Origin of the sequence: Paraburkholderia sediminicola (assembly GCF_902859805.1) — a bacterium.
Classification (GTDB): domain Bacteria; phylum Pseudomonadota; class Gammaproteobacteria; order Burkholderiales; family Burkholderiaceae; genus Paraburkholderia; species Paraburkholderia sediminicola.
In genome coordinates, this window is the sequence record NZ_CADIKC010000009.1 from 290,150 (window position 1) to 301,755 (window position 11,606).

At 62.4% G+C, this 11,606-nt stretch carries 10 protein-coding genes; 5 read left to right on the forward strand and 5 right to left on the reverse strand.

Translation table 11 applies throughout. The annotated features are described in order from the left end of the window. Positions 1–5: 5 nt before the first annotated feature. The 4 genes from odhB (at position 6) to R8871_RS28365 (ending at position 4,653) form a co-directional block, all read left to right on the forward strand. Positions 6–1,283 (forward strand): 2-oxoglutarate dehydrogenase complex dihydrolipoyllysine-residue succinyltransferase, encoded by a 1,278-nt coding sequence (odhB, locus tag R8871_RS28350; RefSeq protein ID WP_175053435.1) that lies wholly within the window; start codon positions 6–8, stop codon positions 1,281–1,283. Positions 1,284–1,422: 139 nt separating this feature from the next. Beyond that, positions 1,423–2,853, forward strand: coding sequence for a dihydrolipoyl dehydrogenase (lpdA, locus tag R8871_RS28355; protein ID WP_175053436.1), 1,431 nt, complete (start codon positions 1,423–1,425; stop codon positions 2,851–2,853). 90 nt (positions 2,854–2,943) lie between these two features. After that, entirely contained in the window at positions 2,944–4,041 is a 1,098-nt protein-coding gene (gene zapE / locus R8871_RS28360; RefSeq protein ID WP_175053437.1) for a cell division protein ZapE, read from the forward strand. Positions 4,042–4,203: 162 nt separating this feature from the next. Beyond that, positions 4,204–4,653, forward strand: a complete 450-nt coding sequence (locus R8871_RS28365) for a transposase (RefSeq protein WP_175053438.1) — start codon at positions 4,204–4,206, stop codon at positions 4,651–4,653. Positions 4,654–4,807: 154 nt separating this feature from the next. On the opposite strand, the gene R8871_RS28370 is transcribed toward R8871_RS28365, so the two are convergent. From R8871_RS28370 to R8871_RS28390, 5 genes are all read right to left on the reverse strand, one after another. Next, positions 4,808–5,293 (reverse strand): DUF2147 domain-containing protein, encoded by a 486-nt coding sequence (locus tag R8871_RS28370; RefSeq protein ID WP_175053439.1) that lies wholly within the window; start codon positions 5,291–5,293, stop codon positions 4,808–4,810. 251 nt (positions 5,294–5,544) lie between these two features. Beyond that, entirely contained in the window at positions 5,545–7,260 is a 1,716-nt protein-coding gene (locus R8871_RS28375; RefSeq protein ID WP_175053440.1) for a ShlB/FhaC/HecB family hemolysin secretion/activation protein, read from the reverse strand. 249 nt (positions 7,261–7,509) lie between these two features. Then, positions 7,510–8,928: a collagen-like triple helix repeat-containing protein gene (locus tag R8871_RS28380; RefSeq protein ID WP_175053441.1), complete on the reverse strand. Its 1,419-nt coding sequence runs from the start codon at positions 8,926–8,928 to the stop codon at positions 7,510–7,512. A 168-nt stretch (positions 8,929–9,096) separates the two neighbouring features. After that, positions 9,097–10,632: a collagen-like triple helix repeat-containing protein gene (locus R8871_RS28385; RefSeq protein ID WP_175053442.1), complete on the reverse strand. Its 1,536-nt coding sequence runs from the start codon at positions 10,630–10,632 to the stop codon at positions 9,097–9,099. A 459-nt stretch (positions 10,633–11,091) separates the two neighbouring features. Beyond that, on the reverse strand, positions 11,092–11,304 hold the full coding sequence (locus R8871_RS28390) for a hypothetical protein (protein WP_175053443.1): 213 nt from the start codon (positions 11,302–11,304) through the stop codon (positions 11,092–11,094). On the opposite strand from R8871_RS28390, the gene R8871_RS28395 reads away from it, so the two are divergent. Continuing rightward, positions 11,291–11,461, forward strand: a complete 171-nt coding sequence (locus R8871_RS28395; RefSeq protein ID WP_175053444.1) for a Flp family type IVb pilin — start codon at positions 11,291–11,293, stop codon at positions 11,459–11,461. The two genes, R8871_RS28390 and R8871_RS28395, sit on opposite strands and share 14 nt — an antisense overlap. Positions 11,462–11,606: the final 145 nt, after the last annotated feature.

Here is an 11,606-nt window from a genome sequence, read left to right on the forward strand (position 1 = left end):
TCATAATGGCTATTGTTGAAGTCAAGGTTCCCCAGCTTTCCGAGTCGGTCTCGGAAGCCACGATGCTGCAGTGGAAGAAGAAGCCCGGCGAGGCTGTTGCTCAAGACGAAATTCTCATCGAAATCGAGACCGACAAGGTCGTGCTCGAAGTGCCGGCGCCCTCCGCCGGTGTGCTTGCACAAGTGATCTCGAACGACGGCGACATCGTCGTAGCGGATCAGGTGATCGCCAAGATCGACACCGAAGGCACGGCAGGCGCCGCTGCTGTCGAAGCCGAAGTGAAGCCGGCTCCCGCCGCCACGTTGGCACCGGCTGCTGCACCGGCCGCTCCGGCTGCATCCGCAACGGGTGCGAACACCGCTGCTTCGCCGGCTGCCGGCAAGCTGATGGCCGAGAAGGGTCTGGGCGCGGGCGACGTCGCCGGCACGGGCCGCGACGGCCGCATCACCAAGGGTGACGTGCTGACGGCAGGCGCACCGGCTGCCAAGGCTGCACCGGCACCGGCTGCTGCCGCACCGAAGGCTGCGAAGCCGTCGCTGCCGGACGTCAAGGCGCCGGCCTCGGCCGACCAATGGCTGAAGGACCGCCCGGAACAACGCGTGCCGATGTCGCGTCTGCGTGCGCGTATCGCCGAGCGTCTGCTCGAGTCGCAGCAAACCAACGCCATCCTCACCACGTTCAACGAAGTGAACATGGCGCCGGTGATGGACCTGCGCAACAAGTACAAAGACAAGTTCGAAAAGGAACATGGCGTGAAGCTGGGCTTCATGTCGTTCTTCGTGAAGGCGGCTGTTCACGCGCTGAAGAAATTCCCGCTCGTGAACGCGTCGATCGACGGTAACGACATCGTCTATCACGGCTACTTCGACATCGGTATCGCAGTCGGTTCGCCGCGTGGCCTGGTGGTGCCGATCCTGCGCAACGCAGATCAGCTGAGCCTCGCTGAAATCGAGAAGAAGATTGCTGAATTCGGCCAGAAGGCCAAGGACGGCAAGCTGTCGATCGAAGAAATGACGGGCGGTACGTTCTCGATCTCGAACGGTGGTGTGTTCGGTTCGATGCTGTCGACCCCGATTATCAACCCGCCGCAATCCGCCATTCTGGGCGTGCACGCCACGAAGGAACGCGCTGTGGTCGAGAACGGCCAGATCGTGATCCGCCCGATGAACTATCTGGCGCTGTCGTACGACCACCGGATCATCGACGGCCGCGAAGCGGTGCTGTCGCTGGTCGCGATGAAGGATGCGCTGGAAGACCCGGCGCGCCTGCTGCTCGACCTGTAATCGACGGTATGGCCGGTGTCGGCTTGCCATCGCGCAAGCCGACACCATATAAGCAGCACGTCTCTAGCATTCCGCAGTACTGGATCGACGCGCGCCACGAAGCGTGGCCGCGCGTCGATCCGTCATCAAAAGGATTGTCATGTCCAAAGAATTTGACGTCGTCGTGATTGGCGCCGGCCCCGGCGGTTATATCGCCGCTATCCGCGCAGCGCAACTCGGCAAGACCGTCGCATGTATCGAAAAGTGGAAGAACCCGGCCGGCGCGCTGAAGCTCGGCGGCACGTGCCTGAACGTGGGTTGTATTCCGTCGAAGGCGCTGCTCGCGTCGTCGGAAGAATTTGAAAACGCGTCGCATCACCTCGCTGACCACGGCATCTCCGTGGAAAACGTGTCGGTCGACATTTCGAAGATGCTGGCCCGCAAGGAAGGCATCGTCGAGAAGATGACCAAGGGCATCGAATTCCTGTTCCGCAAGAACAAGATCACGTGGCTCAAGGGCCATGGCAAGTTCACCGGCAAGACGGACGCCGGCGTGCAGATCGAAGTGAGCGGCGAAGGCGAAACCGAAGTCGTGACGGCGAAGAACGTCATCATTGCAACGGGTTCGAAGGCGCGTCACCTGCCGAACGTTCCGGTCGATAACAAGATCGTTGCCGACAACGAAGGCGCACTGACGTTCGACTCCGTGCCGAAGAAGCTCGCCGTGATCGGCGCAGGCGTGATCGGTCTGGAACTCGGTTCGGTGTGGCGCCGTCTGGGCGCGGACGTGACTGTGCTCGAAGCGCTGCCGGAATTCCTCGGCGCGGCTGACCAGGCCCTCGCTAAGGAAGCTGCCAAGCAATTCAAGAAGCAAGGTCTGGACATCCACGTCGGCGTGAAGGTCGGCGAAATCAAGACCACGGACAAGAGCGTCACGATCAATTACACGGACAAGGACGGCAACGCGCAAACGCTTGAAGCCGACCGCCTGATCGTGTCGATCGGCCGCGTGCCGAATACCGACAACCTCGGTCTCGAAGCCATCGGCCTGAAGGCGAACGAGCGTGGTTTCATCGACGTCGACGACCACTGCGCAACGGCTGTGCCGAACGTTTACGCGATCGGCGACGTGGTGCGTGGCCCGATGCTCGCGCACAAGGCTGAAGACGAAGGCGTGCTGGTTGCCGAAATCATCGACGGTCAGAAGCCGCATATCGACTACAACTGCATTCCGTGGGTGATCTACACCGAACCGGAAATCGCGTGGGTCGGCAAGACCGAGCAGCAGCTGAAGGCCGAAGGCCGCGAAGTCAAGACGGGCCAGTTCCCGTTCATGGCGAACGGCCGCGCGCTGGGCATCAACAAGGCGGAGGGTTTCGTCAAGATGATCGCCGACGCGAAGACCGACGAACTGCTCGGCGTGCACATCATCTCGGCAAACGCATCGGATCTGATCGCGGAAGCTGTGGTGGCGATGGAATTCAAGGCGGCGTCGGAAGACATCGGCCGCATTTGCCATCCGCACCCGTCGCTGTCGGAAGTTATGCGCGAAGCGGCTCTGGCCGTGGACAAGCGCGCGCTGAACATGTAATCACGCGCACGCCTGACTGAACGCAACTCTGGCATCACCACGAAGGCGGGCGGGTTCACTCCCTCCCGCCTTTCTTTTTGCAGCAACACAATGAACGTCACCGAATACTACGAAAAAGAACTGCAGACGCGGGGTTATCAATCGGACCCGGCGCAACGCGCGGCGGTAGACCGTCTGCAGCGGTGCTATGAAGAGTGGACCGAGTACAAATCGCGCCGCTCGAATGCGTTCAAGAAACTGCTCATCCATCCTGATCTGCCGCGCGGCGTGTATATGTGGGGCGGGGTAGGGCGCGGCAAGAGTTTCCTGATGGACAGCTTCTACATGATCGTGCCGCTGCACCGCAAAACGCGGCTGCATTTCCACGAGTTCATGCGCGAGGTCCATCGCGAACTGGAAGACCTGAAAGGCACCGCCGATCCGCTCGACGAACTCGCGCGCCGCATCGCCAAGCGCTACCGGTTGATCTGTTTCGACGAATTCCACGTCTCGGATATCGCCGACGCGATGATCCTCTACCGTCTGCTCGACAAGCTGTTCGAGAACGGCGTGCAATTCGTAATGACGTCCAACTACGATCCGGACACGCTCTATCCGGACGGTCTGCATCGCGACCGCATGCTGCCGGCCATCGAACTGATCAAGTCGAAGCTCGACGTGATCAATGTCGACGCGGGGATCGACTACCGTAAGCGCACGCTGGCTCAGGTCGAGGTGTATCACACGCCGCTCGGCGCGGCGTCGGACAAAGCGTTGCGCGACGCGTTTTCACGACTGGCCGCGGTTCCTGATGAGAGCCCGATCCTGCGCATTGAAAAGCGCGAGCTGAAGGCGCTGCGGCGTGCTGACGGCGTCGTGTGGTTCGATTTTGCGACGCTCTGCGGCGGTCCGCGTTCGCAGAACGATTATCTGGAGCTGGCGAGCCGCTTTCACGCTGTGATCCTGTCGGGCGTGCCGCAGATGTCGGTGCGCATGGCTTCGGAGGCGCGCCGCTTTACCTGGCTGATCGACGTGTTCTACGACCACAAGGTCAAGCTGCTGATGTCGGCTGCGGTGCCGCCCGATCAGCTGTATGTCGACGGTCCGATGGCCAACGAATTCGCACGCACGGTCTCGCGCATCGTCGAAATGCAATCGAAAGAATATCTCGACACACCGCGTCGGCTCGTCGACACATCGCTGACTTAAGCCGCCGCGTGACGCGGGCGCGGATGCTTTTGCGATAGATCACGGTCCGCTTGTCGAAGAGGCGGAGTCCGAAGTCGTATTTTTAAGATTCGGATTGGTCTTATGTTCCGTCCGCGGACGACTGGATATCTTCTTTGTCATGGTTCTGACAAAGGAGAAGCCATGAATCCGTACCGTGATATCAATGATGAAGAATGGCAACGTGTTGCACCGTTGCTCCCCGAACTGCGTCCGCGTTCCGAACTGCGCGGCCGGCCACTCGCCAACACGCGCTCCGTGCTCAACGGCGTGCTGTGGGTGATGTATAGCGGCGCGACGTGGTCCGCCATGCCGCGCAAATATCCGTCGTATCAAACTTGCCATCGCCGCTTCAAGGCGTGGTATGAGTCCGGCGTACTCAAGCGCGTCATGGACCAGTTGTTCGGTGCAGCGAGCGAGGAACTTTGCAACTTGATGGAAGCGCGCATGCGCACGCATGTGAGCGCGGAACAGAAGGGCGTTGAGGCAGAGAAAGTGCCCGCGGCAGTGCCACCGGTGTACAGCCCGGCAGCGGCCAAGCCGTTACCGTCTTCGCCATTCGCGTACGCGTCGCCGTTCAAGCACGCTGCATGAGAACCTCAACCAGCCAGACTCAAACAAAAAAACGGCCGCACGATGGCGATCGTCGGCCGTTTCTTGTGGTTCCATTCTGGCAGCAGATACGGCCCTGATGGAACACTACCTTCGCGCGTCAGGCATCGGCGCCTGAACGACGCGCTTCATATCTTTACTGCTGGCGAATCCAGGTCTGCGAGCGGCCCAGCAGCGAAACGCCAATATAGCCACGCACCACCAGCTTGTTCCCACCGTCTTCCAGGTGCATTTTGCACTTGTAGACCTTGCCGTTTTCCGGGTCGAGAATCTGCCCGTGATCCCAACCGTCGCCGTCCTTTTTCATATCGTTGATGATCGTCATGCCGAGGATCAATTGGTCCTTGCGCGCGTCCGTGCATTCAGTGCAGCGGCGATCCGGTTGATCGTTCGCGCTGAGTCCCTTAACCACCTTGCCGCTCAGCGAGCCGCTGCTGTCCTGTGCAATTTGCACGAGTGCCTTGGGCTGGCCGGTGTGATCGTCGATGGTTTGCCACATACCGATCGGGGAATCGGCCTGCGCCATCGCCGTGACGGCGCTAACGAGCAGCACGCCCGCGAGGGCGGCATGTTTGGCTGTGCGAAGCGCGATTGCGCGCGCGCGTTGAGTGAATTGCATCATTGTCTTCCTCCTTGATTAAAGACGGCGCGATCATGGTCGCGCGGCGTTATTGGCGTCTCGGGCGGTCTTTAGTTGCGGGCTGCCGTGATGCCTGGTATTGCCTCTCAGATTCAACTTCGGCACATCGGTGTGTGCGGTGTACGGCTCGCGGCCCGGGTGTCGCGGGTCGCATACCGTCAGCGCAGAATACGTGAAAGTGCGCGTGTCGTTTGATAGTGGAACCTCTAATCAGGACGCGGCACTTTCGAACCTCAGTTCAGCTGATACGAGAACGTCGCGTTGATGCGTGGGCTGCGCGACGCGCTTTCCACCGGCGCATCGCCGATCGGTTTGGCTACCGACAAATCCAGGCTGTAGTACTTCGCGTCCGAGATCCGGAAGCCGAACGCAATCGACGAAAGCTTCGACGGCGAGGGCGTGCCCGCATGCAGATACACGCGCGCCATGTCGAACGAGACATACGGTGTGAAGGTGCGCAGATAGGTGAAACCCGGCGTGAACGGCCGGTTGACTTCGAATATCGCGCCCCAGCCCGAATCGCCGGACGCTTCGCCCGGTTCATAACCCTGAGCAAAGCGTTGCGCGCCGAACGAGATCTGCTCCGACGTCGGCAGCGAGACGGCGCTGTACTGACCGGTCAACGAAACCGAGGTGCCGATCTTCAGCGGCCACTCGTTGGTTTGCGAAAAGCTTGCACCGGTCCGCACGAAGTTGATCGACGCCGGATTCGTGACCGTCGTGCCGGGAACGTTCGAGTCTCCGGATTTCGACGCACCAAGGATATCGAAAGCCTTCGCCACATTGATACTCGCGCGGCGCACCTGGCCGGTCTCCACGTTGGTGTAGTCGGCCTGCAGTTGCAGCACCCGCACCTGTGAGCGAAAACCGATCTGCGCGCCGGTGTCGTGATTGTTATAGCGATCTTCATCGTGCGACGCATACACCGAGGCCGTGCCGATCACGCTCTGCTTGTTGCTCAACAGGATCGGATACGCCAGCGAGCCGCCGACCTTGTCGTTGATGACCGTGCGCTCGATATAGGAGGGCAGGCCGGGATTGTCGGTGGGGTTGCCGCGATAGTGCGACGCGTCGATCTTCCCAATCAGCCCATTGCTGCCGATCGGCACCGCGGCGTGTGCAGCAAGATACGTGACGTTGTCGCGGCCCTTCGGCAGCAACGCAGACACGCTCAACTGCTCTCCGAGCGCGGTCAGGCCGTTTTCGGTGGCCGTCAGCAGGCCTTGTACGCCCGGGTGATTGAAGTCGATGCCGGTGCTGACGTCGAACGGTTTGCGGTCCACGTTCAACTCGAGCGTGGTGGCGCCGTCGGTATTTTGCGGAGGCGCCACGTTGGCCGCGACTTTGATGCCGGGTAACAAACCGAGCACGTTGATGTAACGCTCGAAGGTGGCGCGCCGCAACGGCCGGTCGGCAACGATGTGATCGGCAATCGCGCGAATCTTGTCTTCGACCGCGCCCGGCTTGCCCGTCACCTTGACGGCGGACACGTAGCCTTCGACCACCGTCACGCGCACTACGCCGTCGTCGAACGTTTGCGCGGGAATGAACGCGAACGAGAGTGCATAGCCGCGGTCCTGATACAGCTTCGTAACGCCATTGGCGACCTGAATCAGATCGCCGATGGTGGTGTCTTTGCCGACGAGCGGCGTGAAGCGCTGCGCGACTTCGTCGAACGGAATGGACTTCACGCCCTCAACTTGAATCTTCGACGGCGTCAGATGGCGGGCGAGCAGTTCCTGAAGCTGGGGAGCTTGCGGTGTGACCTGCATGGTCACGTTCGGGCCTTTGTCGGGCGCCTTGATCTGCGGCAGCGAATCGAGAGGATTGCCGCCGACGGTCGGGCCGGCTGGGCGTGACTGCGCGTGTGCTGCTACTTGCATCCCGCTTGCCGCGATCGCCGCGAGCAGGAGGGTCCATTTGCTACTACTACCGTACCCGAGTTTCATCGGATTTTCCTCGTATGCCGTTCTTGTCTTGCGGACGCGCCGCCTGGCCGGGCTGGTCGCGATCGCTTATGTGTGGCTCGACGCATACTGCCATGCTTGCATGTATTACGTCACGTGCTCCGTTGTGCTTGAGCATTGGCTGCAAAAAGCGCGGAGCACGTGATAACGCGGACTGCTTATGCGCACTGCATAACGGGGCGTCCAACGGGACGCCTTGTACGCGCGGCATCAACGAGCGACTTATGCGGACTACTTATGGCTCACCGGCACGAGGCCGCCGAGCAGTGTCGTCAAACCGCCCGTCGCGCTACCCGAGCCGCTCGTCGAACCTGCCGCCGAGCTGAGCGTGCCGGTCAATTGGCCGACGAGGGCGGTCACCGGAGCGAGCGGGTTGCTGCCGCTACCCGAGGCGCCGCTGGTGACGCCGGAGAGCGCGCCGGTCAGCGTCGACAGCGGATTCGATGCGCTACCCGAGCCGCCCAGCGCCGAGGTGAGCGAACCCAAAGGCGTGCCGCCCAGCACCGAAGTCAGCGAACTCAGCGGCGAGCCGCCCGAAGTCAGCGAGCTCAAGGGCGTGCCGTTCAACGCCGAGGTCAGGCCGGCCAGCGGCGTGCCGCCGAGCAGCGTCGACACCGAGCCGAGCGGGTTGTTGCCGAGCCCGAGACTCGCGAGCGTGTTTTGCAGCGGGCCAAACGGGCTGCCGTTGGCAGGCGGGCCATTGACGACCGGCACGTTGGTGCTGCCGACGAGGCTCGTAATCAAGCCGGGAATCGGATTCGCGCCGTTCGGGCCGTTCGGATTGACGAGGCCGCCGGCGTTCGTCACCGTGTTGCCGAGCGAGCCGACCAGGTTGCCGAGGTCCGCGCCGAGCGGGTTGTTGGTTGCCGCGCCGACTTGTGTGCTGGTCGATTTCAACGTGCCGCCGATTTGCGCGAGCAGGCCGCCTACCGGCGCGCCGAGGCCGGTCTGCGTGCCGACCGTCTGCGTTACGAGTCCGACGGTCTGCACGATCGGCGTGATCGCGGTGCTGATCGGCTGGGTGATCTGCTGCACCGGCGCGGAGGCCAGCGAATTGCCGAGCGTCACGCCACCGGCGTTCAGTGCGCCGGCGGTGGTGGAGAGGACCGTTGCCAGCGGTGTGGTAAGCGGCGACAGCGGCGCGAGATTGCCGGTGCCGAGCCCGCCGACTGCAGTGCTCAGACCTTGCACGACGCCGCTTGTCGAACTGACCACCGAACCGAGGCCCGCGACCGTGGTGCCGACCGGGTTGGAGGTCGTGCCGATTTGCCCGACGCCGCCGCTCACTGCGTCAGCCAGTGAGTTCAGCGTGCTGCTCGTGCTCGACACCGCGTTGCCGAGACCTTGCGTGACCTGCGGGCTGAGGCCCGGGATGGTCTGCGAGGCGATCGTGTTGCCGAGGTCCTTGGTGGTCTGCGCGGCGGCAGTGGCGAGGCCGGTGGTACCCGACGACGCGCTGGTCGGCGGCCCGCCGCTCGACGAACCGCCGCCGGCGGCGCTACCGCCGTTGGACGCGGTGGGTGGTGCAGTGACGCCATTGCCGCCACACGCGGCGAGCAAGCCTGCGGCCGCAACGGCGATCAACGGTGCGCGCAACGACGACACTGTCGCGCACGCCGCATGGAGAGTAAAAAAACGTTGGCTGGACATATGTGCTCCTCAGTGTCTTCTAGGTGTCGTATGCGTGGTTTGTGTGCGCCTGTGCAACGGGTGTCTGAGCGGCGCGGCTCAGTTCATTCAGGTTCCGGCAGCGCCGAGGCACGGCTGGTGGGCCGCACACTCGGGGACCGGTTACGGCACTTCTTTCGATAGCATTACTTACTTCTTCGTCAGACCACCAAGCAGGCCGCCAACGAGCGACGTCACCGGGGCAAGCGGATTGCTGCCCGATCCTTTGCCGCTGGTGCTCGACAGCGAGAGTCCGGGGCTCGATGTGGTCGTGGTCGTCGTGGACGGCGTCGCGGCCGCCGTTGTCGTGACGCCGCCGAGCGCGCCGGTGACGCTCGCCAGCAAGCCGGTAACCGGAGCGAGCGGGCTGCTGCTGCCGCCGGTCGCGCTGCTCAGACCGTTCGTCACGCTCGAGAGCAGACCTGTGACGGGCGCCAACGGGCTGCTGCCACTCGATGCACCGCCCAGACCGCCCAGGCCGCCCGTTACGCTGCTGAGCACGCCGGTGAGCGGAGCGAGCGGGCCACTGCTGGTGCCACCCGTCAGGCCACCGAGTACGCTGGTGAGCGGAGCGAGCGGGCCGCTGCTGGTGCCGCCGGTCAAGCCACCGAGTACGCTGGTCAGAGGACCGAGCGGGCCGCCGCTGGTGCCGCCCGTCAGGCCGCCGAGTGCGCTGGTGAGCGGAGCAAGCGGATTACCGCCGGTGCCGCCGGTGAGCAGGCCGCCTACCGACGCGACCGTGGTGCCCGTGTCCGTCACCGTATGACCGAGAGCCGCCGTGATCGGATTGCCGCCTGTTGCGCTGATCAGCGTGCCGGCCTGACCGAGGCCGCCGCCGAGCGTTGCAAGCAGGCCGTTCAGCGGTGCGCCGAGGCCGGTCGTGGTGCCGACCGTCTGCGTGGTTGCCGCGACCATCGACGTAATCGGTGTGATCGCGGTGCTGAGCGTTTGCGTGATTTGCTGGACCGGGCCTGTCGAGAGTGCCGTGGTGAGTGTGCTGCCGCCGTTGGTGACTGCATTGCCAAGCGTATTGACGACGCCGCCGAGCGGCGTGGTGATGGCTGCCAGCGGCGCGAGCGGGCCGCTGCCGAGGCTCGTCACGAGGCTGCCTGCATTCGTCACTGCGCCGCCAACGTGACCGACCACGCCACCGAGGCTCGAGACCGTCGTGCCGACCGCATCGCCGCCGGTGCCGAGTTGGCCGAGCCCTTGCGATACGCCGGTGCCGAGCGTCGAGACCGCCGAGCCGACCTGTTGCACGATGCCGCCGGCGGCCTGGGTGGTTTGCGCGCTGACGCCAGGCAGGCTTTGCGAACCGATCACGCTACCGATGCTCGAGACCGTCTGGCCGAGATCGTTGACCACGCCGCCGCCGTTGCCGACGACCGTGCCGAGCGCATTCGCAACCGGCGTCGTGCCGGTTCCCGTTCCTGTTCCGGTGCCCGTGCCGGAGCCGTTTCCTGAGCCGTTACCGCTGGTGTTCGTGCCGGAACCGCCCGAGCCCATCGACCCGCTGCCGCTACCGGTGGTGGTGGAAAGTGCGCCGCCGGAGGAGCCGCTACCGCTGCCGCCGGTGCCGGCACTTAGGGTTCCGGAGCCCCCGCAGGCGCCGAGAGAAAGCATTGCTGCCACGCTGGTGGCAATCAGGGTTGTTCGAAGTGTGGTGTTGGCCGTTTGAATGTTCATGTCGCCCTCGCATCGCATGTGTTATTGGGTGTTGCTGCGTGCCTTCCTCTGCATGAGCCGTGCCATTTCGACTGAGTAATGCAGAAGATTTTTTTGCGAAGAGGCTTAAAGCCATATGTGATATGGCTTTGCGATGAATTGATGGAGTGTCTGCTGACTCAGATATACGGCGGGAAAATGAATTCGCTAAACGTTTGCGAGGGCTGCGTAACGTAACGAGCCGCGCGCGCCGTTACGAAACACGGCGTAACGCAAGCGCAGCGGGAGGGTCCCGGACGCTTGAAACGTTCTGTTCAAACAAATAATTAGTGCAGCGAATCTAACTCATGGTTATTCCTATGTGCTGCAACGCACGAACTGCCGTTAACCTGAGTACGACGCTAAAACGCATATGGTGTCGAGCTAAGGGCAGCGGACAATTGCTTAAATATGATTGTTCGGCTATAAAACCCGAAAGCATCACGGATTGACGAGGGAGGTGCGTAATCGAACAGACAGCTCATAGACATCTGTTTTATTGAAGCCGGCTGCAAGGCGGTGCTTCCGCAGCGCAACACGCAGGACCAGGAATGAGAGACCAATGGTCCGCAGCGCTGAAGACTCCGTCATCCGAAGCAGCACGTAAACAAACGAAATAAATGAAAGTCCGAGGGTAAAAATGAAAAAGTTCACACAACGCTTCCTGAGAGATAACCGTGCGGTCACCGCACTGGAATACGGGCTGATCGCGGGCCTTATCGTTGTCGTCATTGGGACGACCGTATCGGGTCTGGGCCTGCAGTTGAAGGCGGCATTCGTCTCCATCACTACCATGCTACCGGCGGCTTAATAGACTGCCACGGCCTCCAATCGCTTCTCGAGAAATGCCGGCATGCACGTCGGCTGACTTGGTGATCATTAAGAGGCCTTCCCGATAGGAGGCATACGGACTGTGGTCGTGGTCCGTATGCGTTTTGTTTCGCCTGTCGAGGCTG

Coding starts and splice junctions, on each gene's coding strand:
- odhB (WP_175053435.1), top strand. CDS start 6: ATGGCTATTGTTGAAGTCAAGGTTCCCCAGCTTTCCGAGTCGGTCTCG.
- lpdA (WP_175053436.1), top strand. CDS start 1,423: ATGTCCAAAGAATTTGACGTCGTCGTGATTGGCGCCGGCCCCGGCGGT.
- zapE (WP_175053437.1), top strand. CDS start 2,944: ATGAACGTCACCGAATACTACGAAAAAGAACTGCAGACGCGGGGTTAT.
- R8871_RS28365 (WP_175053438.1), top strand. CDS start 4,204: ATGAATCCGTACCGTGATATCAATGATGAAGAATGGCAACGTGTTGCA.
- R8871_RS28370 (WP_175053439.1), bottom strand. CDS start 5,293: ATGATGCAATTCACTCAACGCGCGCGCGCAATCGCGCTTCGCACAGCC.
- R8871_RS28375 (WP_175053440.1), bottom strand. CDS start 7,260: ATGAAACTCGGGTACGGTAGTAGTAGCAAATGGACCCTCCTGCTCGCG.
- R8871_RS28380 (WP_175053441.1), bottom strand. CDS start 8,928: ATGTCCAGCCAACGTTTTTTTACTCTCCATGCGGCGTGCGCGACAGTG.
- R8871_RS28385 (WP_175053442.1), bottom strand. CDS start 10,632: ATGAACATTCAAACGGCCAACACCACACTTCGAACAACCCTGATTGCC.
- R8871_RS28395 (WP_175053444.1), top strand. CDS start 11,291: ATGAAAAAGTTCACACAACGCTTCCTGAGAGATAACCGTGCGGTCACC.